Raw genomic sequence first — 22,101 nt, 5'->3', positions numbered from 1 at the left:
GGCGGGTAAGCTCTACAGTGAGTAGTAAAACTGGAGGGGCACCCCGAACTGCATCAGATCGCGGGTGGCAACGCACGTAGAAAAGGATGGTCCGTCTGTGAGTTCGCAGGACCGAACCGGCGGCAAGAGCGCCAGGATCGCAAAGATTTCCAGCATTTCGCTGGCCGGGGCGCTGTTGCTGTCCGGTTGTTCAACGGAAGCCCAGAATGGCTGGCTGCCGGGGGACAGGAACACCACCAACCACACCGGGCTGATCACCGACCTGTGGGTGAATTCATGGATTGCGGCCCTCGTGGTCGGCGTGATCACCTGGGGCCTCATCATCTGGTGCATGGTTGCCTACCGGCGCCGGCGCAACGACACCGGTTACCCGCGCCAGCTCAGCTACAACCTGCCGCTCGAGATTTTCTACTTGACCATCCCGCTGTTCATGGTGCTGGTGTTCTTCTACTTCACCCAGCGCGACCAGGGCATCATCGACGCCCGCGTTGAGGACCCCGATGTCATCATCGACGTCCGCGGCAAGCAGTGGTCCTGGGACTTCAACTACGTCAAGCAGGACAAGTACTCCACCGGAGTGCAGGCCGAGCTGACCGGCGAGCCCGGCATCCCGGACAAGCTGCCCACCCTCTACCTGCCGGTCAACCAGAGCGTCGAGCTCCAGCTCCGCGCCCGCGACGTCCAGCACTCCTTCTGGGTGCCGGCCTTCCTGCAGAAGCGCGACCTTTACCCGGGCCGCGTCAACTACATCAACCTCACCCCCACTCAGGAGGGGACGTTTGATGGAAAGTGCGCCGAACTCTGCGGCCAGTACCACTCGGAAATGCTTTTCAACGTGGCAGTCGTCTCCCAGGAGGAGTTCGACGCCCGGATGGAAACCCTCGAGGACGGCCAGCTCGGTGACGAGTATGACCGCGACTCCTACCCGGACACCGACCCCGACTTTGACCCTGCCAGGAGCAGCTGATGTCCACCTACGAATACACCCTTGAGGAAGCCGGCACAGTAGCCGCTCCCCGCGTCGTACCGCGCTCCAAAGGCCGCATCGTCGTCAACTGGATCACCTCGACCGACCACAAGACCATCGGGTACATGTACCTGATCGCCTCCTTCGTCTTCTTCTGCTTCGCCGGGGTCATGGCGCTGGTGATCCGGGCCGAGCTGTTCGAGCCCGGTCTGCAGATCCTGCAGACCAAGGAGCAGTACAACCAGCTGTTCACGATGCACGGCACGATCATGCTGCTGATGTTCGCCACCCCGCTGTTTGCCGGATTCGCGAACGTCATCATGCCGCTGCAGATCGGCGCCCCCGACGTCGCCTTCCCGCGCCTGAACGCGCTGGCGTTCTGGTTCTTCCTCTTCGGCAGCACCGTCGCCGTCTCGGGCTTCATCACCCCGCAGGGCGCCGCGTCCTTCGGCTGGTTCGCCTATACGCCGCTGTCGAGTACGACATTCTCACCGGGCGTCGGCGGTGACCTGTGGGTGTTCGGACTCGCGCTGTCGGGCTTCGGAACCATCCTCGGTTCCGTCAACTTCATCACCACGATCATCTGCATGCGTGCCCCGGGCATGACCATGTGGCGTATGCCGATCTTCACGTGGAACACCCTGGTCACGGCCATCCTCGTCCTCATGGCGTTCCCTCCGCTGGCCGCCGCGCTGTTCGCCCTCGGTGCGGACCGCCGCTTCGGTGCCCATATCTTCGACCCCGAGAACGGTGGCGCCATCCTCTGGCAGCACCTGTTCTGGTTCTTCGGACACCCCGAGGTGTACATCATCGCCCTGCCGTTCTTCGGCATCGTCTCGGAGATCTTCCCGGTCTTCAGCCGCAAGCCGATCTTCGGCTACAAGGGCCTCGTGTACGCGACGATCGCCATCGCCGCCCTCTCGGTCACCGTGTGGGCCCACCACATGTACGTCACCGGCGCGGTGCTGCTGCCGTTCTTCGCCTTCACCACGATGCTCATCGCCGTCCCAACGGGCGTGAAGTTCTTCAACTGGATCGGCACCATGTGGCGCGGATCGATCACCTTCGAGACCCCGATGCTCTGGAGCCTCGGCTTCCTGGTGACGTTCCTCTTCGGCGGCCTGACCGGCATCATCCTGGCCTCGCCTCCGCTGGACTTCCACGTTTCGGACACCTACTTCGTGGTCGCACACTTCCACTACGTGGTCTTCGGCACCGTGGTCTTCGCGATGTTCGCCGGCTTCTACTTCTGGTGGCCCAAGTTCACCGGGAAGATGCTCAACGAGCGCCTCGGCAAGATCCACTTCTGGCTCCTGTTCCTCGGCTTCCACGGCACCTTCCTGATCCAGCACTGGCTGGGCGTCATCGGCATGCCGCGGCGGTACGCGGACTACCTGCCCGAGGACGGCTTCACTGCGATGAACCAGTTCTCCACCATCGCCTCGTTCGTACTCGGTGCCTCGCTGATCCCCTTCTTCTGGAACGTGTACATCACCTGGCGCACCGGTAAGAAGGTCGAAGTTGATGACCCCTGGGGCTTCGGTGCTTCGCTTGAGTGGGCCACCTCCTGCCCGCCGCCGCGCCACAACTTCACTTCGCTGCCCCGGATCCGCTCGGAGCGCCCGGCGCTGGACCTGCACCACCCCGAGCTCCAGCAGCAGCACACCGACGAATCCGCTGCCGGCAAGGTGCTCGGCTCCGCTGCCCGGAAGGACGCCACCCAGTGAAAGTTGAGACACGCCTCTTTACCCTCCTTGCGCCGTTCTTCTTCCTCGTCGGCACGATCTACGGGTTCCTCGTGGAATGGACAGAACCCGTAGGGTTCCTCGGGCTGTACCTGACCGGTGGCCTGTCAATCATGATCGGGTTCTACCTCGGCTTCACCGGCAAGAGGGTCGGCATGCGGCCCGAGGACCGGCTCGACGCCGAGATCCACGAAGGCTCCGGCGAGCAGGGACACTTCAGCCCATGGAGCTGGTGGCCCTTGTTCCTCGGCCTGTCGGCCGCGGCCGGATTCCTCGGACTGGCAGCCGGCTGGTGGATCCTCTACATCGGCCTTGGTTTCACTGTGATCGCCCTGGTCGGTTGGGTATACGAGTACAGCCGCGGGGCACACGCCCACTAAGCTTCCAACCCCGCAGAACCCGAAGGACCCGCACCCCGGTGCGGGTCCTTCGGCGTTCCGGGGCACCGCCACCGCGGAGGAATTTCGATAGACTCGGAACTACCGGCGGTCGGCCGCCGGGCCCCGGAACTACCACCATGGAAAGCTGGCGATTGTGGCCGCGACCGCTCCAAAGCTCCTAGGGGTGCCGGCCCTCGATGAGGCCTCACCCGTGGCCAAGCATGTGCAGCTGCGCGAAATTCTCAGGGCCTACATCCTGGAACGGGCCGCGCCCGGCTCGCCGATTCCCTCCGAGCGCCAGCTGTCCACGCATTTCGGTGTCGCACGGATGACAGTGCGCCACGCCATCGACGCCCTCGTCGCCGAGGAGGTCCTGGAGCGGATTGTGGGTCTGGGGACGTTCGTGGCCCATGCGAAGGTCGACCTGCAGATGAAGCTCACCTCCTACAGCGAAGAGATGCTTCGCCGGGGCATGGTGCCCGATGCGCATGTGCTCAGCTTCGAGCAGATCGGCGCCACGCCCCTGATCGCGCGGGAACTGCAGCTTGAGCTCGGGCAGCCGGTGGTGCGGTTCCGGCGGCAGCTGCTCGCCGACGGCGAGCCTATGAGCGTCGACGAGAACTTCATCCCGGCGCACCGGGTGCGGGGGATCCTCGATGACCCGCCGCCGGCCTCCCTCTATAACGTCCTGAGCGAGAAGTACGGGCTGGTCATGGAGTGGGGGGAGGACACCATCGAGGCGACGGCGGCCTCGCCGTCCATTGCCCGTCTCCTGAACGTGGAGATGGGTGCGCCGCTGCTCAAGATCCAGCGCCACGCCTATGTGGCCCGCGCCATGGTGGACTACTCCGTGTCCTACTACCGGGCCGACCGGTACAAGCTCTGGGTGCCGCTGCAGCGCCCCGGAGCGCGCACGCCCCGGGCGTATACCTCCAACAGGCTGCGCTAGGCCTCCTCCGCCCTCCCGGGGGTTCCTCGGGTCCTTCCGCGTGCTCCCCGCTTCTTCCCCTGCGCTAGGGACTCCGGGACGCGCGGGGAGGGCTGTGCCGCCGCCGCAACATCCCCGCCGAGTTGGCACCTCACCACGCTTAGGGCCCGCGGAAGGGTGGTGATCTGCAGTCTCGACGTCGGCAGTATGCAAAAAGGCCCGGACAGCGGATGCTGTCCGGGCCCTTCCAGGCTGGCCGTGCGGCCAGCCTAGTGGCTTGCGATCGACTCCCGGTCCTGGGCGTCTGCGATTTCACCGTGGTGACCGGAGTGCGAGGCGTGCAGTTCCGACGGAGTGACCGGGGCGACCCGGTCCTCGAAGAAGAACCGTGAGGCGCGGCTGCGCAGCTTCTCCGAGCGGCTGACGTGGCCGTTGGCGTTTGCCACGGGGGCGTAGGCCTCCGGGGACTCGAAGCTGACCAGCTGGTAGCGCTTGTACTCGTCGACCGGCTCGTGGACCTCGATGAACTCACCGTGCGGCAGGCGGACAATACGTCCGGTCTCCCGGCCGTGCAGGGCTATCTCACGGTCCTTGCGCTGCAGCGCCAGGGCCACGCGGCGGGCGATCATGAAGCCGATGATCGGGCCGACGACCACGAGGATCCGCAGCCAGTAGGTCACGTCGTTCAGGGATACGAGGAAGTGCGTGGCGATCAGGTCGGAGCTAGCAGCCGCCCACATCACGCAGTAGAACACGACACCGGCGACGCCGACCCCGGTGCGGGTCGGGGCGTTGCGGGGCCGGTCGAGCAGGTGGTGCTCCCGCTTGTCCTTGGTCACCCACAACTCGATCCAGGGCCAGGCGAGCATCAGCGTGAAGACGATGCCGGCCGGCACGAGCGCCGGGAAGAGCACGTTCATCGAGAGCGTGTTGACGCCCCAGGGGAACGGAATGTTCCACTCAAAGTCGAAGTTCGGGCCCAGCGTGCCCGGCATCAGGCGCAGCGCGCCGTCGACCCAGCCGATGTACCAGTCAGGCTGGGTACCTGCCGATACGGGGGAGGGGTCGTAGGGGCCGTAGTTCCAGATCGGGTTGATCGTGAACGCTGCGGAGATGGCGGCGACGATGCCGAAGACGATGAAGAAGAATCCACCGGCCTTCGCAGCGTAGACCGGGCCGACGGGGTAGCCGACGACGTTGGTGTTCGTGCGTCCCGGGCCGGGGTACTGGGTGTGCTTGTGGATGACCACCATGAACAGGTGGATACCGATCAGCAGCAGGATGACGGCCGGGATCAGGAGGATGTGAAGGACGTAGAGACGTCCGATGATCGCGGTGCCGGGGAACTCTCCGCCGAAGAGGAAGAAGCTGATGTAGGTTCCAACGACCGGGATGGACTTCACGACGCCGTCGATGATGCGCAGGCCGTTGCCGGAAAGCAGGTCATCGGGGAGCGAGTAGCCGGTGAAGCCGGCGGCCAGGCCCATGATGAGAAGCGTGGTGCCGACAACCCAGTTGAGCTCGCGGGGGCGGCGGAACGCGCCGGTGAAGAAGACGCGGAGCATGTGCACGGCGTTGGCTGCAACAAACAGCAGCGCCGACCAGTGGTGCACCTGGCGCATGAAGAGGCCGCCGCGGACGTCGAAGGAAATGTCCAGCGAGGAGGCGTAGGCCACCGACATCTCAACACCACGCAGGGGCAGGTAGCTGCCATCGTAGTGTGTCTCCGCCATCGAGGGATCGAAGAAGAAGGTGAGGAAGGTCCCCGAGATCAGCAGGATGACGAAGGTGTAAAGCGCCACCTCGCCGAACATGAAGGTCCAGTGGTCGGGGAAGATCTTCCGGCCGAACTCCTTGACCATGCCCGAGCCGCCGACCCGTGAGTCGACGAAGTTGGTGACCCGTCCGACGCGGGTTTTTGGTTGGTAGGCGTTTATCGCGGTTGAGCTGCTCATGGTCAGCCTCGCTCCCAGAAACTAGGTCCTACGGGTTCTTGGAAATCGCTCCTGGCGATGAGGTAGCCCTCGTCGTCAACGTCGATGGGAAGCTGGGGGAGCGGTCGTGCGGCCGGGCCGAAGATGACCTTGCACTCTTGTTCGAGGTCAAAGGTCGACTGATGGCACGGGCACAGCAGGTGGTGGGTCTGCTGTTCGTAGAGCGCTACCGGGCAGCCAACGTGCGTGCAGATCTTGGAATACGCGACAATTCCGTCGTATCCCCAATCCTCCCGGCCTTCCGAGGGGTTGAGGGATTCAGGGTCGAGGCGCATCAGCAGTACGACGGCCTTCGCCTTCTCCTCGAGCTTGTTCTCGGCCTCATTGAGGCCTTCCGGGATGACGTGGAACGCCGAGCCGACGGTGACGTCGGAGGCCTTGATCGGTGTTCCGCTGGGATCGCGGGTGAGGCGCATACCGGCGTCCCAGAAGGTGTGGCGCAGGGTGTCTCCGGGCAGGGGGCCGAGGTCGCGGAAGATCGCGATGGCGGGCAGCGGGGCCAGGAGTGCGGCACCGATGAGGGTGTTGCGGATCAGCGGGCGGCGCTTGATGCCGCTCTCGTCGAGGATCGTGCCGACGATCTGCTCGGCCTCGGCGCGGTCCTTTTCGTCGGTGACGGCGTGGCGCTCCTCGGTCAGCTCGTGGTCGGGCATGAGCGTCTTGGCCCAGTGGACGATGCCGACGCCGATGCCCAGCATCGCGAAGGCCGTTCCCAGGCCGAGAGCGAGGTTCTGCAGGCGCAGGCGCTCGATGGTGTCGTTCAGCGGAATGAAGAAGTACGCAAAGAAGAAGAGCAGCGTGCCGAGAACGGAGATGACGAACAGAAGGGCAACCTGCCGCTCCGCCCTCTTCTCGGCGCGTGGATCCGTGTCCGCAAGCCGCGGGCGGTGCGGCGGGAGGCCGGGGTTGGTGAACGTGTCGACCCCGCCCTGGCCCGGCGTAGCTACGGTGACCGACGTATCCGGGCTGCCGTGACTATTGTCGGCCATGATCCCTCTCATCCTTCTTTAGATGCTTCAATGTGTAATTCGTGTAAATCGCGGTGCCGGATGGGTCGGGCAAATCAGGACGACCGTGAGGTCAGCCACACCGTGAAGGCAATGATGACGCCCAGACCGGCGACCCAGATGAACAGGCCTTCGGAGACCGGACCCAGCGAGCCGAGGTCGGCTCCGCCGGGGGAGCCCTGCTCCTCGATGGTCTTCAGGAACGCGATGACGTCCCGCTTTTCTTCGGGGGAAATGTTCGCGTCGTTGAAGACGGGCATGTTCTGGGGGCCGGTGACCATGGCCTCGTAAATGTGCTTCTCGCTCGAGCCTTCCAGCGAGGGGGCGAATTTACCGCGGGTCAGGGCGCCGCCGGCTGCCGCGGCGTTGTGGCACATGGCGCAGTTGACGCGGAAGAGCTCTCCACCGTTGGCGGCATCGCCTTCGGAAGCGTCAAGCATCTCCTCGCTGGGGATGGCAGGACCGGCGCCCAGTGTGGCGACGTAGGCGGCGAGCTGGCGGGTCTGCTCCTCGGTGAACTGGACCGGCTTGACCAGCGCCTGCGGGCCGTCCATCTGCAGCGGCATGCGTCCGGTGCCGACCTGGAAGTCGACCGAGGCGGCACCGACGCCGACGAGTGAGGGGCCGGCGGAGGAGCCGGAGGCGCCCAGGCCATGGCAGGAGGCGCAGTTGGCGGCGAAGAGCTTTTCGCCTTCCTCGACGTCATTCGCGGAGAAGGACTCGGTCTGGGCCTGGGCCTGGTTGGCTGAGCTTGCCGCGGAGTAGATTCCGCCGACCATGAGCAACGCCATAACCAGCAGTGCGATTGCTGCTAGGGGGTGGCGCCGCCTCTGAGATAGTGCCTTCACGCGATGGTTCCTGTCTTCCGTACTGCCATGGCTGCTGTGCTTCCTCGTCGAATTCTACCTCTAGTAGAAAAGTCTACCGCAGGAGGCTATTTGAGGAAGTAAATAATGATGAAGAGTCCGATCCACACGACGTCGACAAAGTGCCAGTAGTAGGAGGTCACGATGGCCGACGTCGCCTCGAAGTGGCCGAAGCGCCGGGCGGCGTAGGCGCGTCCAATGATCAGCAGGAATGCGATGAGACCGCCGAGCACGTGGAGGCCGTGGAAGCCGGTGGTGATGTAGAAGGCCGAGCCGTAAGCGTCCGAGGACAGCGACACGCCCTCGGAGACGAGCTCGGCGTATTCGTAGGCCTGAACGGCGACGAAGATGCCACCAAGGACGAAAGTGAGAAAGAACCACTCGACCATGCCCCAGCGGCCGATGGAGAAAAGGCCTCCGGTGCGGCGCGGCTGCAGGCGCTCGGCGGCGAAGACGCCGAACTGGCAGGTGACGGAGCTGGACACCAGAATGATGGTGTTGATCAGCGCAAACGGCACGTTGAGCTTCTCGGATCCCTCGGCCCACATCTCGCCTGAGGTGGACCGGAGCGTGAAGTACATGGCAAAGAGGCCGGCGAAGAACATCAGCTCGCTCGAGAGCCACACCACGGTTCCGACGGAGACCATGTTGGGGCGGTTGAGCGCGGGATGTGGGGCGGCACTTGGGGCTTGGGTCGCAGATGTCACGAACTCATTATGGCTCTAAAAGTTCCCACTTCACCAACGCCTGAAGCCTTGCGGCGCGTCCGAATCGGTGCCCAAGGGTGCGTGATCCGCATAACGGCGCGGAAGTAGGAGGGTGATGACTTTCTACAATTCGTAGATAACCTAGGAGTGTGACCACTACTTTGCGCGCTGACGAGGCCAAACAGTCATGGCCGCCGCTGTTTTCAACCCTCATTTCGGGGAGGGATTTGACCGCCGCCGAGGCCGGCTGGGCGATGGAAAACATCATGTCCGGCGAGGCGACCCACGCGCAGATCGCAGGCTTCCTGCTCGGCCTGCGGGCCAAAGGGGAATCGGTCGGCGAACTGACCGGACTCGTTGAGGCGATGCTCGGGCGCGCCCGGCGGATCACGGTCACCGGCCCGGCCCTTGACATCGTGGGCACCGGAGGCGACGGGCTGAACACGGTCAATATCTCCACCATGGCATCGCTGGTCGCCGTGGGCGCCGGGGCGAGGGTGGTGAAGCACGGCAACCGGGCGGCGTCGTCCTCCTCCGGGGCCGCTGATGTGATCGAGGCGCTCGGGGTCCGGCTGGACCTGAGCCCCGAGGATGTGGCGCAGTGCGCCGAGGAAGCGGGGATCACCTTCTGCTTCGCCCAGGTCTTCCATCCGTCGATGCGGCATGTCGCGGTGCCGCGGCGCGAGCTCGGGGTGCCGACCGCCTTCAACTTCCTTGGCCCGCTGAGCAATCCCGCCGGGGTGCAGGCCCAGGCCCTTGGGTGCGCCGACGCGCGCATGGCGCCGCTGATGGCCGGTGTCCTCGCCGCCCGGGGGGTGCGGGCGCTGGTCTTCCGCGGCAGCGACGGCAGGGACAAACTGACGACGAGCGGGTCCTCCACCGTCTGGGAGGTGCGGGGGGAGCGCATCACCGAGCAGGTGGTTCACCCCGGGGACTTCGGCGTCGCCGAAACCGGTGTCGATGCCCTCCGCGGCACCGATGCCGCCGGCAACGCGCAGATCGTGAGGCGCCTGCTCGCTGGCGAGGAGGGGCCGATCCGCGACGCCGTGGTCCTCAACGCGGCAGCTGGCCTGGTCGCTCTCGATGAGGACCACGAGGGGCCGCTGGTCGACCGTATCCGGGCGGCCACCGTCCGGGCGCGCGAGTCGATCGATTCGGGGGCCGCGCTGGCCGCCCTTGATCGCTGGGTCGCGGTCAGCGCCTCGCTCTGAGCGCCCTCGCTCACGGGAAGGGGCCGCAGTCAGCGCGTCGATCGACGCGCGCGATGGCGCGCCCGGGCCGTTGTCAGCTGTCGAAGCCGAGGGAGAAGGCGGCGTCTAGGTCGTGCCTGGAGTAGGACCGAAAGGCGATCTGGGTCGTCGTTGACTCCACTCCCCTGACCTTCGAGAGGCGGTCGGCGATCACGTCGGCGAGGTCCTCGTGGCGGGACACCCTGGCCATTGCGATGAGGTCCCATTCGCCGGTCACCGAATACACCTCGCTGATGCCTTCGATTTCGGAAATTTCCTGCGCGCACTCGGGGATGCGCGCGGAATCCGTCTGGATGAGGACAAAAGCGGTGATCATGGTCGGCCTTTCCACTGAAATGGGTACTTCCTCACCGTACCGCCTGGTTTCCGCGGCCGCCGAGGGCACGCCTGCGACCCCGCAAGGCGGCGGCCGCAAGCACCCGCGGCAAAAGCAGCAGCAGTCCCAGCACCGCGAGGGTGACCACCTGGAAGCTCAGGGCAACACCGCCCCCGGTGGGGAACCGCAGCAGCAGGCCGCCTGCCACGGTGGTGATCCAGATTCCGACACCCGTCGGCCACAGGCGCAGCGGCGTCCGCCAGGCGCGCAGGACCACCCATCCCGCGATGCAGGCGACGACAAAGGGCGCCGCCGTTGCGGCAATTCCCGCAGCACTCAGGCCGTGCTCGTGAGTGCTGCGGCCGGAGACCGCGAAGAGGATGATCGCGGCGACGTCGACCGCCAGCCAGGGCCAGAGCCCGTGTGCGGGTCCGGATGCCGTGTGCGGGGATGCCATAGGACAACTTTAAGGCCTCCTCGGGTCCGGCGTGGTCCGCTATCCGGCCAATCCCGCCAGCATGAAGATGGCTGCGGCGATGACGAAGCCCATTACGCCGATCAGGGTTTCCATGACGGTCCACGTGGCCAGGGTGGTCTTGACGTCCATGCCGAAGAAGCGGCCGACGAGCCAGAACCCCGAGTCGTTGACGTGGGAGACGACCACCGATCCGGCGGCGACAGCGATCACGAGTGCGGCCACCTGGAGGCCGTTGAACCCCGCGTCGGCGACAGCGGGTGCGATGAGCCCGGCGGTGGTGGTGAGGGCGACCGTCGCGGATCCCTGGGCGATGCGCAGGATGGCCGAGATCATGAAGCCGGCGAGAATGAGGGGGATGCCCACCCCGCCGAGCACGTCGGCGAGGGCCGCGCCGATGCCGGAGGTGCGGAGCACCCCGCCGAACATTCCGCCCGCGCCGGTGATGAGGATGACGGAGCAGACGGGCCCCAGGGAGGATTCGAGGAGTTTCTCGAGGGTGCTCCCGGTGGTGCCCCGGCGCCGGCCGAGGACGAACATGGCGACGAGGACCGAGATCAGCAGCGCCACGGGAGTCTCGCCCAGCGCGCGGAGGACCTGGTACCAGGATGCCTCCGCCGCTGAGGCGGGCAGCAGGCCGCTTGCGGCCGCGGTGTTCAGTCCGGTGTTGAGGAAGATGAGTACCAGCGGCAGCAGGAGCACGCCGACAACCGTGCGGAAGCGCGGCGGGTGGGTTTCGGCCTCCGCGTCGGCCTGCCCCAGCAGAGCCGGAACGGGAAGGACAAGCTTGCGGCCCGTTCGCAGCCCGAACAGGTAGGCGGCGACGAACCAGGTGGGAATTGCGGTGATGAGTCCGGCGATGACGACGAGGCCGACGTTCGCTTCGAAGAATGTCGATGCGGCGACCGGTCCCGGGTGGGGCGGCAGGAAGATGTGCATCACCGAGAACGCGCCGGCCGCAGGGAGGCCATAGCGCAGCACGCCGCCGCCAAGGCGGTGGGCGACGGCGAAGACGACCGGCAGCATCACCACGAGGCCGGCGTCGAAAAAGATCGGGAAGCCGAAAATCAGGGATGCCAGACCGAGTGCGAAGGGGGCCCGGTGCTCGCCGAATTTTCCGATGAGAGAGTCGGCGAGCGCTTTGGCGCCGCCGCTTGTCTCGACGATCCGCCCCAGCATTGCGCCCAGGCCGACGAGCAGCGCGACCGTGCCCAGCGTTGTGCCGAAGCCGTTGATGAGGACCGGCACCACCTGGTCCGCCGGGATGCCCGTGGCGAAAGCGGTTGCAAGGCTGACCAGGATCAGTGCGAGCAGTGCGTGGAGGCGCAGCTTGATGATGAGGAACAGCAGGACGGCGATGGCTGCGGCCGCGATGAGCAGCAGCGGACCTGCGCCGAGTGTTTGGGTCCATCCTTCGATTTCCATGAATTTCCTTCCAATCACCTGGGGCTGGTTGTACCGGGCAGGGCGTGGCGCCGGAGGCCGGACCGGCCCGGCAGCCTGCGCGTTGGTTGATCCTACCTTTCGGGCAGCCGCTGTCCCGGGCGCAGGACCGGTGTCTGCTCAAGCCTGCGCGCAGGCCGAAGGAAGCGGGCCGGTTCATCGGCCCGGATCGGGGAATTCCGGTGGGGGCACCCGATAGCCCACGGCACGGAAAAGCGGATAGAGACTGCGAATGTATTGATGAAGTGAGGGTGCAGGTGTTCAATGATCCCAGTGCTCCACGGTCAGTGGATCCGTCAACGACGACGGCCCTGTCGAGCACCGGCCGGGCCTCACCTCCCGCGCTGACCTCGACCGAAGGAGGCACGATGCTCAATCGACGACTGACCGCTGGGTCGGTGCTCATGACGGCCCTGCTGGCCGTCACCGGCTGCACAGGCTCCGGGGAAACCTCGGAGGACGACGGCGCCCTGACCGTGTGGACGACGGAGGACGTCGCCGAGCGGGTGGCGACCCAGCAGGCGATCATGGACCGCTTCACGGAAAGCACCGGCACTGAAGTCGAGCTCGTCGCGATCGCCGAGGACCAGCTGTCGTCGGTGCTTTCGTCGTCCGCAGCGGCAGGGGAGCTTCCTGACGTGATCGGCGCCCTGTCCCTGAATGGAATGAACCAGCTGTATACCGACGGACTGCTGGACACCGGTGCGGCAGCCGACGTCGTCGAGGAGCTGGGAAGCGACACCTTCTCGGCCCGCGCGCTCGAGCTGACGTCCGCGGAGGGCGAGCAGCTCGCGGTGCCCAGCGACGCGTTCGCGCAGCTGTTGTACTACCGCACGGACCTCTTCGAGGAGGAGGGCCTGGACGCGCCCGACAGCTACGAAGCCATCGAAGCCGCAGCCAAGGCGCTCGACGCCGAGGGTATGGCCGGGATTGTGGCCGCAACGGCTCCCGCCGACTCGTTCACCCAGCAGACCTTCGAGCAGATCGCCCTGGCCAACGGGTGCGAGCTGGTCGATTCCGAGGGCGAGGTCACCCTGGACAGCAGCCAGTGCGAGGACGCGTTCAGCTTCTACGGGAACCTCATCCGCGACTACTCCGTTCCGGGCAACCAGGACGCGGACACCACCCGTGCCAGCTATTTCGCCGGCGAGGCGGCGATGACCGTGTGGTCCTCCTTCATGCTCGATGAGCTGGCGGGCCTGCGCAACGATGCCCTGCCGACCTGCCCCGAGTGCGGGGACAACCCCCGGTTCCTCGCCGAGAACACCGGGATCGTCAGTGCGATCCAGGGCCCGGACGGGGAAGAACCCGCCGGGTACGGTGAGGTTGTCTCCTGGAACATCCTCAACGACGCCTCGGACGGTGCCACGGACCTGGTGACGTTCATGATGAGCGAGGGCTACGAGGACTGGCTCGGGGTGGCCCCGGAGGGCAAGCTGCCGGTGCGCCTTGGAACCGCCGACGCTCCCACCGAGTACGTGGACGCCTGGCAGTCCCTCGAGGCGGGGGTCGATACCCGGGCGCTGCTCTCCGACATTTATCCTGCCGAAACCCTGCAGGCCCTGACGGAGAGCACCGACACCTTCAATCGCTGGGGCATTCCCCAGGGCCAGGGAGCCCTGGCCGCGGCCGTGGGCGGGCAGTTCATCGCCCCTCAGATCGTGGCCCAGATGATCAGTGCGGGCAGCAGCGGCGCGGACGCCGCCGCACAGGCCCAGGAGGAGGCCGAGGGTCTCAAGGCCGACCTGGGCCAGTAGCATGCCACCACCTGCGCGGACGCCGTCCGGTATCCGCCCGCTGTAAGGAGCGCTATGTCCGCACTTCTGCTCAGGCCGCCCCGACGACGCACCCTGTCCCAGCGCGACGCCCGCACCGGTATCGCCCTGATGTCGCCGACCCTGATCATCGTGCTCGCGGTGGTCGTCGTGCCGCTGCTGTGGTCGGTCCTGATTGCGTTCCAGCAGCTCAGATTGCTGGAGATCGGCACCGCCAACCCGTTCCGGTCGTTAACCCTGGCGAATTTCGAGCGGGTCTTCGCCTCCGGCGGGCTCTGGGTGAGCCTCGGCACCACACTCGTTTACACGGCAGGGTCGGTCCTGCTGTCCATCGGCATCGGGCTGCTGGCGGCGATGGCCGTGCGCCGGCCGTTCCGGGGACGGAACTTCGTGCGTGCGGCGTTCCTGCTGCCGTACGTGGCCCCGGTGGTAGCCGTGACTTTCGTGTGGCGCACCATGCTCAATCCGCAGTTCGGCATCGTCAACGAGGTGGGCCAGTCCACCTTCGGGTGGGCCGACCCCATCCCGTTCCTCTCCGAAGCGCAACGCACGGTGGAGTTCCTCGGAGCGCAGTTTCCGATCCCCACCGCGCTGCTGACCGCCATCGCCTTCGAGGGCTGGCGGTACTTTCCCTTCGCCTTCCTGTTCCTCATGGCCCGGCTTGAGGCACTGTCCGCGGAGTCGGAGGAGGCAGCGCTCGTGGACGGGGCAAGCCCCCTGCAGACCTTCCGCTACATCATCCTGCCCCAGCTGATGCCGGTCATCGCGCTGCTAGCGGTGCTGCGGACCATCTGGACGTTCAACGAGTTCGACGACATTTTCCTGCTGACCGGCGGAGCGGCCGGAACCGCGGTCGCCAGCGTCCGGGTGTACGAGTTCCTCACTGTCCAGCGCAACGTCGGTGCCGCTGCGGCACAGTCGCTGGTCCTCGCGGTCGTGCTGGTCCTGATGCTGGCCGTCTATCTGTTCATGATGCACAGGAGGGGAGAACGGCTGTGAGCGCACCCGCCACACCCGGAACGCAGACAAGTACGGCGCCCGCGCCGAGGCCGCCGGAGCTTCAGCGGATTCGCGGGTCCCGCCGGCACGGGATCGAACGGCGCAGCCTGCGCATCCTGCGGTGGGTGGTCATTATCGGCCTCCTCATCGTTACGCTGCTGCCGTTCTACTACATGGTGCTGCTCTCCCTTCGGCCGATCGAGGCACTGCTGCGCAACCCCAGCTCGCTCATCATTCCGCCGGCGGAGTTCACCCTGTCCTCCTATCAGCAGGTGCTAACGTCGACCGCAGCCGGCGGCCAGGGCTTCGGGCGGTTCATCGCCAACAGCGCCCTGGTTGCGGTCAGCGCCGTCATCATCTCCCTGATCGTCGCCGTCCCCGGGGCCTACGCAATTGCCCGCCTGCCGTTCTTCGGCCACCGCCAAGTGAACGCGCTCTTCCTCGCCGCGTACCTGTTCCCCGCCATCGTCATGGCGATCCCGCTCTTTGTACTCTTCACCCGGGTGGGACTGCGCGGCTCGCTGGTGGGCCTGATCCTTGTGTACATCGCGCAGACGGTGCCCGTGGCGATCTATATGCTGCGCAACTACCTCGACACCGTGCCCGTCGCCGTGGAGGAGGCAGGGCTCGTCGACGGGCTCACCCGGATCGGGGTGCTGCGGCGGATCAGCCTGCCCCTGGTCATGCCCTCGATCATGGCCACCGGGCTGTTCATCTTCATGATCGCCTGGAATGAATTCCTCTTCGCGCTGCTGTTCCTGGTCGAACGGCGTGAAAGCTGGACCGTCTCCCTGGGCCTTTCACAGCTCTCGGGCAGCGCCGAGATTCCCACGACGGTGCTGATGGCCGGCTCGGTCGTCCTGACCCTGCCGATCCTCATCCTGTTCTTCTCGACCGAGCGGCTGCTGACCGGCGGACTCACCGCCGGTGCCGAAAAGGGCTGATCCGCAGCGGAGGGGATGCCGACCGGTGAGGAAGAGATGGGAACCACGATGACGGCGCTGCGGAGTCCACGAACGGGAATGCCGGGGCACGGCGCGGATCTGCCGGCATCGGGACATGGACCTGCGGGCGGGGCGGTTGGGATGTCGATCCATGGGTGAGGTGCTCCCGCTCGTGGTCGGCTTCGACGGGTCTCCGGCCGGCCGGGCCGCGGTGGAATGGGCCGCACGCCGCGCCGGGTCCCTGGGCCGTCCGGTGACGCTGGTCCATGCGGTCCATGAGTACTGGATGACACCTCAGTCCGGGAGCTACGGCGCGGTGATCGCTGCGGCGCGCGAACTCCTTGAAGACGGCGTGCGCCTGTGCGCGGCGGTCGCCCCCGGGCTCCTGGTGCGGACGCACACCCACAGCGGGGACGTGGTCCGCGCCCTCAGCCACTTTTCGGAGGCGGCGGAGATGGTGGTGCTCGGCTCCGACAAGAGCGACCCGGCCTCCGGCCAGTTGGTCGGTGCGGTGAGCCAGCAGGTCGCCGTCATGAGTTTTTGCCCGGTGGCCGTCGTCCCCGTCCCCGACGGGGCTGAACGGTCCGGCGTGGTGGTGGGCACCGACGGGTCCCCAGAAGCTGTGCAGGCGGTCGCCTCGGCTGCCCGGGAGGCCGCCCGGACCGGCCAGGACCTGCTGATCCTTACCTCCTGTGCAGTGCCGTCATCCGAGACCTGGGCGGAGCGGCCCGGTGGAGAAGCCTTCGAAGCCCTCGTGGAAGAGCATCGGAGGCTCCTCGACCGCGCCGCCGCCGCGGTCGAAGCGGCATTCCCGGGGGTGCGCGTGCGGGTCCATTTGGAGACGGGGGAACCGGCGGCGGAAGCGCTCCTGCGCGCCGCAGCCACCGCCCAGCTGCTGGTGGTGGGAAGCCTTGGCCGGGGCGGGCTTCGGCGCATGATGCTCGGCTCGGTGAGCCACAGGGTCCTGCTGAACCTCAGCTGTCCGACGCTCGTCACCCGTCCGGCGGTGCCGGACCGTGCCTGACCTGCCGCGCTACTCGTCCCGCGCGGCTGCGCGCGAGGCGGCCTGGGGTGCCTCGGCGACGGTGAACCTGCGCCCGGTGACGCCCTCCGGAGTGACCCGCACAAACCGGTCCTTCCGCCCCGACTCCCAGGGATGGACGGGCAGGTCGACGGTGTCAAGCAGTTCCTTGGTTGTCGAGATGGTGGCCGCTATGCCCTTGATGACCACACTCCAGGCCTTCCTTCCGCCGTCGTCGAGCCCGTCGGCTTCAACCGCGATGGGTGCCTCGTCAATGGCCGCACGCGCCTTGGTTCCCTCGGAGGTCCGAAAGACCACCGTGCCGTGATCGACCTGGATGTTGACAGGGAAGATCTCGGGCCGGCCCTCGACGCATAGGGCCAGCCGTGCCACCGAGGCGGTGCGTAGGAGGCGCCAGCACTCGTCGGCTGAAAGAACTTCGGTCTGTTCGGCTGCGGGTTCCATACGGTCAGCCTAGGAGCCCGGCCGCGGGTTGGACAGGGCAAATTTCCCTCGTTCGACGGCGGGACCACGCCGCGGACCGCGAGGTCCGGACGGGCGGGCACCGACGCACAGGACCAAAGTCCCTTTGCATGAAGGGGCGGGCACTCGATGCTTGAAGGGTCCGATGCTTGACGCGGCGACCAGGGTGCAGGAGGAACCATGGAAGGGAAGGCAGGCGGGAAGGTCCGCTCTGGATGTCCTCGGGTGGGCCGGCCGGGGCCCGCCGCGGCGGTGGCGGCATGAACGGCTCCGCGCTCCCGGTCCTTGTGGGCTACGACGGATCCGATGAGGCCGACACGGCCGTCCGATGGGCCGCGCGGTGCGCCCAGCGCAGCTCGCTGCCGTTGACCGTGGTGCACTGCTGGATCTGGCCGCTGTTCACCCACAACCTCGGCCCTGTCCGGGGCGTGGAAGGCAGCGGTCTGCGCCATGCCGCGGAGACCGCGCTTGAGGAAGGCCGGCAGATCGCGGTGGAGGCAGCCCCCGGTCTGGCGGTCGAAACCCGCCTCGTGACCGGATATCCCGCCGCCGTCATGACGACCCTATCCCGCAACGCCTCCATGGTGGTCTCCGGCAGCCGCGGGCTCGGCGGCTTCCTGGGCCAGCTGGTGGGCTCGGTCAGCCTGCACCTGGCCGCCGGAGCCCACTGCCCCGTGGCGGTGATCCGCCAGACCGCGGCGGAGGGCGCTTCCGTCGTTGCCGCCGTGGACGGTTCCGATGAAAGCCTGGGGGCCCTGGTCCTGGCCTGCCGCATCGCCTCGCAGCAGGGTGCGGTGCTGGAGGTCGTGCACGTGGGGCAGGACCTTCCGGCCTCGCTGCTGCGCCGGCGTACCCAGCAGGTACCGCAGCAGGACGAGTCGATTCTGCGTCGGGCCGTTGATCTGGCTCACGCAACGGAGCCCGAACTGACCATCAAAGAGGTACCGCTGGCGAGCCGCTCGGTGCCCGGAAGCCTGCTCAAGCTGACCGGTGATGCCTTCTGCCTGGTCATGGGTGCCAAGGGCGTCGGTGGTCTCGGCACGCGCCTCGGTTCGACCGTCCACGCGGTGCTTCACCACTCGAACGGGAACGTCGTCATCTGGCGGAGCACCGCGGCTCCGGCCACGGATGCACCGGGCGATGCACCGGGCGATGAGGGCGCGGCACAGCAGTAGGAATTCCGCCTGCCGGAGTTCGACGGCCTCGAGCAGAGCCCCCGGTTGATTCCCCTGCCGTAGGCGGTGCTGATGCGGGGCTCAGGCCGGCTGCAGGCCCAGGCGGGTGGTGGCCCGGGCAATCTCGTCAAGCACGGCCGACGCCTGGCGGTCCGGGCCCCTTCGGTCCAACAGTCCGCCGGCCTCGTCGAACGCCGCATAGGCCTTGGCAAGGATAACCTGCTCGCGGAGTGGCACCATGCCCAGTTCGACGACGACCTGCCGCAGCTGCTCGACCGCACGGATGCCGCCGCCCGGGCCTCCGTACCCGACGAAGCCCACCGGCTTGCCGTTCCACTCGCGGTACAGGTGGTCCAGGGCGTTCTTCAGCACGGCGGGGTAACCGTGGTTGTACTCCGGAGTCACCAGGATGTACCCGTCGGCCTGGGCGATCTTTGTGCCCCACGCCCGCGCCGCGGGGTCCGGGGAGGGCCCGAAGGCGGGAGGTACCGGCGCGTTGAAGAACGGCAGCGGCCAGTCGGCGAGGTCAAGGAACTCCGTCGTGAAGTCGGTCCGGGTCCGGGCGCGGTCCATGAACCACCGGGCCACTTTCTCGCCCACCCTGCCCTCCCGGGTGGAACCGAGGATGATCTGCACGTGTGTCACTTGAGTCCTCCCTAGGGTCGATGCGACGTCGGATAGTCCTAGTGTCCCACCACTGTTGAAGTTGTCAACTATCTGTTGCAACAAGTACCGTGCCTTCATGCCAACGCGCCAGGAGTCGACCTTCGAACTCGTCAAACTCGTGATCCGCCTAGGGGAGCGCATGCGGCAGCACTATGCCCGGCGGGCCGACGAGTTCGACCTCACCCCGACACAGGCCCAGGTGCTGCGCGAACTGACCGCCGGGCCCGCGCCCATGGGTGAACTCGCCGTCCGGCTCTCGTGCGATGCCTCCAACATGACGGGCGTCTCGGATCGGTTGGAAGCCCGTGGCCTGCTGGAACGGCTCCCGTCACCGGGGGACCGTCGGGTCAAGGTGCTGTCCCTTACCGACGACGGCCGGGCGCTCCACCGCAGCCTGTGGACCCGGCTCATGGACAATTCTCCGGTTGCCGAGGGGCTGGACGACGCCGAGCAGGAGACGTTGAGGATGCTTCTGGAGAAGCTGGAACGCGCCGGCGGGTAGGCCGGCCATCTACCACCGGCCGGCGGACTATGCGGTTGCGATTATCGCCGTCGATGCTGTGTGCTTCGAGGGCGCGTCCCTCTCGCTGGTGGAGTCGATGGCGCCGGGCCGTTTCCCGGCAGGGCGGCTCGGAGGCTGAGGTTCAGGTGCGGCAGAGCGGGCCGGGGTGCCGGACCATGCGCAGATCGAGGACCTCTCCCTCGATCTTGCTGCCACCGTCGAGTTCGAAGCCGTGCTTTCGGTAGAACACCTGGGCCCGCGGGTTCCGTTCGGCGACCCACAGCGTCGTCACTCTGTCCGGTTCGATCACGGCGCGCAGCAGCTCCGCGCCTGTCCCGGAGCCGTGGTGTTCCGCGAGGAGGTACAGGACGTAGAGGTGCATAAGACCCGGATCGTCCTCCGAGGGCCCCGCCATCGCGAGGCCGATGAGCGGCCCGTCGTGCTCGGCGACGGCGATGCGGTGGGTTGTCCACCGCGGGTTGGTGAGCGCGTTCAGCCACTGGCGTTCCCGGGCTGCGGTGAAACCAGGATCATCGAGCACCGCATCGGGCACGAGGCCGCGGTAGGTCTCCTGCCACGACTCAACATGAACCTGCGCCATCGCCTGGACGTCCTCGACGCGCGCAGCACGGACCTCGATTCCCTTGGACATACGAGGAGCATAGGGGGAACTGCCGACCGGTCGGGGTACTCCGCGACCCGGCGCGGCGGCTTCGCGGGAAGCCCCGGCAGGACCGCAGGGATCCCGGGGGAGTGGAGGCGTGCACGGGCGCCGGCCTTCGGGTCGGCGCCCCGTATCAGCGGTCCCAGCTAGCCGGCCAGGAAGCGCAGCAGGACTTCGTTGATCTCCGCTCCTGCGGACTCACCCCCGCAGGGCGGCCACTTGTCCCACCCATCGGGCGTAGCGTGCCCAGGGATCGTCAACGCCCGCCGCGAGCGAGCGGATGTGTTCCTCGAGCACCGGCGCCGGCTCGAACCATTCGGAGCAGTTCAGCCGGCAGTGCGCGAACTGCTCGTGGCGCCGGTGTTCGACGAGTCGGTCTCCCTGTTCGAATGCCAGCACTTCGTCATGCCAGAGCCGTGCGAGCCGTTGGCGGGGGTTTGCGGTCGTGCCGATCTTGATCCGGTTCTGGAAGCGGATGTAGTAGACGACGTCGACCCGCGGGGGAGGCAGGTCCCCGTCGGGAACGTCCCCGACGCGCCATTCACAGGCCGCGCACACCCAGCCGGAGGGATACTTCACGCCGATCCGCGCCCCGCAGGCCAGACACGGCCCGGGCATAACGTCGGTGCGCCCCAGTTCGGTATCCGCCCACTCCAGAACGGCGGCCACATGCGCCGGGCAGAGCGGAAACGGGGAATCGGCTGCAGGCCGGCCGCAGGGGCGTCCGTCGCCGTTGGGCAGCACGCATTGGCGGTCGCCCCGCGCGGAGTCGTACATACGTTCGATTCTGCCGCCCTTAACCGCCCGGGCGCAAGGCGCGCGGGCTGCGCGCCGGGTTGACGGTCAGAGCCACGACTCGACGGCGGGGAATCCGGTGGCGAGTCCGGGTCCGGCATCGTGGTCTTCCCGATTGTCAGTGACAGGCGGGGAGTCCTGCGCCGGGTCCGCAGCGGCCCTGGTTATGTCACACTGGCGCATGGAACTCAAGCAGTACCCGCTCCGCGCGGTGAGTGAGCATGAGCTGAACAGGTTGGATCGAGGCGCCTGGCCGGCAACTCTCGCCCCGGTCCGCCAGTTGCTCGACGACGGGCTGGACCTTGCACCGGCCACCGTGTTGGTGGGGGAGAACGGCTCAGGCAAGTCCACGATCATTGAAGCGCTCGCCCTGGCGTACGGGCTCTCCGCCGAGGGAGGCTCAACCGGTGCCCGGCACAGCACGCGCGCATCTGAATCTGCGCTCGCCGAGCATCTACAGCTGATTCGCAATGCAGGTGCTGCTCGGCGCGGATACTTCCTGCGCGCCGAGACCATGCATGGTTTTTACAGCTACCTTGAGGCAAACCCAAGCATGTACCGGCCCGACTTAGCCTTTCACGAGATGTCCCACGGGGAATCCTTCCTGCAGCTTGTCGGGGACCGTTTCAAGGGGCCCGGACTATGGATTCTGGACGAACCGGAATCGGCGCTGTCGTTCTCGGGATGCCTGGCGTTGTTGGGCATGCTCAAGGACAAGGTCGCCACGGGCAGGTCTCAGGTGGTCCTGTCCACCCACTCACCGCTGCTCGCCGCGCTGCCGGGGGCGCAGATCTTGGAACTGGGGCCGTGGGGCTATCGCCGCCGGGAGTGGGACGAGCTGGACCTGGTGATCAACTGGCAGCAGTTCCTCACCGCTCCGCAGCGGTATCTGCGGCACCTCTGAAGGTGGTCGTCACGCCGTCGGCCCGAGACGGTGCCCGATGAGAACCGGTCACGGATCCGCTACGGGCGGATCAGAGCCTGGGTTAGGTGGTCCGG

The 22,101-nt window shown here is 66.9% G+C and carries 23 protein-coding genes; 12 read left to right on the top strand and 11 right to left on the bottom strand.

Features of this window, described 5'->3' with window-relative positions; all coding sequences use genetic code 11:
• Positions 1–97: 97 nt before the first annotated feature.
• The 4 genes from ctaC to GVV77_RS04285 all read left to right on the top strand — a co-directional run bounded on the left by ctaC (position 98) and on the right by GVV77_RS04285 (position 4,041).
• Complete coding sequence (gene ctaC, locus GVV77_RS04300; RefSeq protein WP_159616675.1) at positions 98–967, top strand: aa3-type cytochrome oxidase subunit II; 870 nt, start codon at positions 98–100, stop codon at positions 965–967.
• On the top strand, positions 967–2,694 hold the full coding sequence (ctaD, locus tag GVV77_RS04295) for an aa3-type cytochrome oxidase subunit I (RefSeq protein WP_159616673.1): 1,728 nt from the start codon (positions 967–969) through the stop codon (positions 2,692–2,694). Before ctaC ends, ctaD begins: the two co-directional genes overlap by 1 nt.
• The gene (locus tag GVV77_RS04290) at positions 2,691–3,092 is read left to right on the top strand and encodes a cytochrome c oxidase subunit 4 (protein WP_159616671.1); all 402 of its coding nucleotides are present in this window, start codon (positions 2,691–2,693) and stop codon (positions 3,090–3,092) included. Before ctaD ends, GVV77_RS04290 begins: the two co-directional genes overlap by 4 nt.
• Before the next feature lie 184 nt (positions 3,093–3,276).
• Positions 3,277–4,041: a GntR family transcriptional regulator gene (locus GVV77_RS04285; protein WP_159617015.1), complete on the top strand. Its 765-nt coding sequence runs from the start codon at positions 3,277–3,279 to the stop codon at positions 4,039–4,041.
• Positions 4,042–4,289: 248 nt separating this feature from the next.
• On the opposite strand, the gene qcrB is transcribed toward GVV77_RS04285, so the two are convergent.
• The 4 genes from qcrB to ctaE all read right to left on the bottom strand — a co-directional run bounded on the left by qcrB (position 4,290) and on the right by ctaE (position 8,594).
• A complete protein-coding gene (gene qcrB / locus GVV77_RS04280) occupies positions 4,290–5,975 on the bottom strand; it encodes a cytochrome bc1 complex cytochrome b subunit (RefSeq protein ID WP_159616669.1) in 1,686 nt (561 codons plus the stop codon).
• Between the two features lie 2 nt (positions 5,976–5,977).
• On the bottom strand, positions 5,978–7,003 hold the full coding sequence (gene qcrA / locus GVV77_RS04275; RefSeq protein WP_159616667.1) for a cytochrome bc1 complex Rieske iron-sulfur subunit: 1,026 nt from the start codon (positions 7,001–7,003) through the stop codon (positions 5,978–5,980).
• A 74-nt stretch (positions 7,004–7,077) separates the two neighbouring features.
• Entirely contained in the window at positions 7,078–7,869 is a 792-nt protein-coding gene (gene qcrC, locus GVV77_RS04270; RefSeq protein ID WP_159616665.1) for a cytochrome bc1 complex diheme cytochrome c subunit, read from the bottom strand.
• A gap of 86 nt (positions 7,870–7,955) precedes the next feature.
• Complete coding sequence (gene ctaE, locus GVV77_RS04265) at positions 7,956–8,594, bottom strand: aa3-type cytochrome oxidase subunit III (RefSeq protein ID WP_425483335.1); 639 nt, start codon at positions 8,592–8,594, stop codon at positions 7,956–7,958.
• A 149-nt stretch (positions 8,595–8,743) separates the two neighbouring features.
• Between ctaE and trpD the strand changes: the two genes are divergently transcribed.
• Positions 8,744–9,805, top strand: coding sequence for an anthranilate phosphoribosyltransferase (gene trpD / locus GVV77_RS04260; protein ID WP_201293168.1), 1,062 nt, complete (start codon positions 8,744–8,746; stop codon positions 9,803–9,805).
• Between the two features lie 73 nt (positions 9,806–9,878).
• Here trpD and GVV77_RS04255 read toward each other — a convergent pair whose 3' ends face one another.
• Genes GVV77_RS04255 through GVV77_RS04245 form a run of 3 tightly spaced genes read right to left on the bottom strand, consistent with a single transcriptional unit; the run spans position 9,879 to position 12,060 of the window.
• On the bottom strand, positions 9,879–10,160 hold the full coding sequence (locus GVV77_RS04255; RefSeq protein WP_159616663.1) for an Lrp/AsnC family transcriptional regulator: 282 nt from the start codon (positions 10,158–10,160) through the stop codon (positions 9,879–9,881).
• Between the two features lie 31 nt (positions 10,161–10,191).
• Positions 10,192–10,617 (bottom strand): DUF3054 domain-containing protein, encoded by a 426-nt coding sequence (locus GVV77_RS04250; protein ID WP_159616661.1) that lies wholly within the window; start codon positions 10,615–10,617, stop codon positions 10,192–10,194.
• A gap of 39 nt (positions 10,618–10,656) precedes the next feature.
• Positions 10,657–12,060, bottom strand: a complete 1,404-nt coding sequence (locus GVV77_RS04245) for a GntP family permease (RefSeq protein ID WP_159616659.1) — start codon at positions 12,058–12,060, stop codon at positions 10,657–10,659.
• 386 nt (positions 12,061–12,446) lie between these two features.
• Here GVV77_RS04245 and GVV77_RS04240 point away from each other — a divergent pair, with 386 nt between their 5' ends.
• From GVV77_RS04240 to GVV77_RS04225, 4 genes are all read left to right on the top strand, one after another.
• Positions 12,447–13,835 carry an ABC transporter substrate-binding protein gene (locus tag GVV77_RS04240; protein ID WP_159616657.1) on the top strand — a complete coding sequence of 463 codons (1,389 nt, stop codon included), beginning with the start codon at positions 12,447–12,449 and terminating at the stop codon, positions 13,833–13,835.
• A 54-nt stretch (positions 13,836–13,889) separates the two neighbouring features.
• Positions 13,890–14,852, top strand: a complete 963-nt coding sequence (locus GVV77_RS04235) for a carbohydrate ABC transporter permease (RefSeq protein WP_159616655.1) — start codon at positions 13,890–13,892, stop codon at positions 14,850–14,852.
• Entirely contained in the window at positions 14,849–15,796 is a 948-nt protein-coding gene (locus tag GVV77_RS04230; RefSeq protein WP_246199632.1) for a carbohydrate ABC transporter permease, read from the top strand. Before GVV77_RS04235 ends, GVV77_RS04230 begins: the two co-directional genes overlap by 4 nt.
• A 151-nt stretch (positions 15,797–15,947) precedes the next feature.
• Positions 15,948–16,820, top strand: a complete 873-nt coding sequence (locus GVV77_RS04225) for a universal stress protein (RefSeq protein WP_159616653.1) — start codon at positions 15,948–15,950, stop codon at positions 16,818–16,820.
• A 9-nt stretch (positions 16,821–16,829) separates the two neighbouring features.
• Here GVV77_RS04225 and GVV77_RS04220 read toward each other — a convergent pair whose 3' ends face one another.
• Complete coding sequence (locus GVV77_RS04220) at positions 16,830–17,282, bottom strand: pyridoxamine 5'-phosphate oxidase family protein (RefSeq protein WP_159616651.1); 453 nt, start codon at positions 17,280–17,282, stop codon at positions 16,830–16,832.
• Positions 17,283–17,560: 278 nt separating this feature from the next.
• On the opposite strand from GVV77_RS04220, the gene GVV77_RS04215 reads away from it, so the two are divergent.
• Positions 17,561–18,475 carry a universal stress protein gene (locus GVV77_RS04215; RefSeq protein WP_159616649.1) on the top strand — a complete coding sequence of 305 codons (915 nt, stop codon included), beginning with the start codon at positions 17,561–17,563 and terminating at the stop codon, positions 18,473–18,475.
• Positions 18,476–18,556: 81 nt separating this feature from the next.
• On the opposite strand, the gene GVV77_RS04210 is transcribed toward GVV77_RS04215, so the two are convergent.
• The gene (locus GVV77_RS04210; RefSeq protein WP_201293167.1) at positions 18,557–19,120 is read right to left on the bottom strand and encodes an NADPH-dependent FMN reductase; all 564 of its coding nucleotides are present in this window, start codon (positions 19,118–19,120) and stop codon (positions 18,557–18,559) included.
• A 97-nt stretch (positions 19,121–19,217) separates the two neighbouring features.
• Between GVV77_RS04210 and GVV77_RS04205 the strand changes: the two genes are divergently transcribed.
• Entirely contained in the window at positions 19,218–19,643 is a 426-nt protein-coding gene (locus tag GVV77_RS04205) for a MarR family winged helix-turn-helix transcriptional regulator (RefSeq protein ID WP_159616645.1), read from the top strand.
• A gap of 142 nt (positions 19,644–19,785) precedes the next feature.
• Here GVV77_RS04205 and GVV77_RS04200 read toward each other — a convergent pair whose 3' ends face one another.
• Entirely contained in the window at positions 19,786–20,295 is a 510-nt protein-coding gene (locus GVV77_RS04200; RefSeq protein WP_246199631.1) for a GNAT family N-acetyltransferase, read from the bottom strand.
• 210 nt (positions 20,296–20,505) lie between these two features.
• A complete protein-coding gene (locus GVV77_RS04195) occupies positions 20,506–21,084 on the bottom strand; it encodes a GIY-YIG nuclease family protein (RefSeq protein WP_246199630.1) in 579 nt (192 codons plus the stop codon).
• 199 nt (positions 21,085–21,283) lie between these two features.
• On the opposite strand from GVV77_RS04195, the gene GVV77_RS04190 reads away from it, so the two are divergent.
• On the top strand, positions 21,284–22,006 hold the full coding sequence (locus GVV77_RS04190) for an AAA family ATPase (protein ID WP_159616643.1): 723 nt from the start codon (positions 21,284–21,286) through the stop codon (positions 22,004–22,006).
• Positions 22,007–22,101: the final 95 nt, after the last annotated feature.

The organism is Arthrobacter zhaoguopingii, from assembly GCF_009828605.1.
GTDB classification, from domain to species: Bacteria; Actinomycetota; Actinomycetes; order Actinomycetales; family Micrococcaceae; genus Arthrobacter_D; species Arthrobacter_D zhaoguopingii.
This window is presented reverse-complemented; position numbering and strand designations above follow the sequence as displayed.